This window comes from Flammeovirga agarivorans, assembly GCF_012641475.1.
Taxonomy (GTDB): Bacteria; Bacteroidota; Bacteroidia; order Cytophagales; family Flammeovirgaceae; genus Flammeovirga; species Flammeovirga agarivorans.
Genome location: NZ_JABAIL010000113.1, coordinates 1 through 594, shown reverse-complemented (window position 1 = coordinate 594; position 594 = coordinate 1). Strand labels below are relative to the sequence as shown.

The window sequence follows — 594 nt, the reverse complement described above, 5'->3', positions numbered from 1 at the left end:
AGATGCGGATAGCCGGAAAAGATAAAGCTATCGATACCCAGCGCGGCGTATTCATTGATCCTTTCGGCAACGGTGGCGGCATCGCCCACCAGCGCGGTCCCGGCGCCGCCGCGCGCTAAACCCACGCCAGCCCACAGGTTGGGGCTGATTTCCAGCTTATCGCGTCGCCCGTTGTGCAGGGCCGCCATCCTTTGCTGTCCAACGGAGTCGGTTCTGGCGAAAGCCGCCTGGGCGCGGGCGATCGTCTCGTCGTCAAGATGGGAGATAAGGCTGTCCGCCGCCTGCCACGCTTCCTCGTTGGTTTCCCTGACGATCACGTGCAGACGGATGCCAAAACGCACCTGGCGACCATGCCGGGCGGCTTTCTCTCGCACCTGAGCTATTTTCTCTGCCACCTGGGCCGGCGGTTCTCCCCAGGTAAGATAAAGATCGACCTGCTCAGCGGCCAGCTCCTGCGCCACCTCAGACGAGCCGCCGAAATAGAGCGGTGGACGTGGCTGCTGCAGTGGCGGAAACAGCAGTTTGGCGTCGCGAACGCGCTGATGCTTGCCGTTAAAGGTGACGGTTTCTCCCTCCATCAGCTTACGCCAGATG

Annotated in this window: 1 protein-coding gene; it reads right to left on the bottom strand. The window is 62.1% G+C overall.

Features of this window, described 5'->3' with window-relative positions:
- A partial coding sequence (locus tag HGP29_RS28495; protein WP_168885842.1) for an LLM class flavin-dependent oxidoreductase occupies window positions 1-594 on the bottom strand: 594 nt, incomplete at both ends.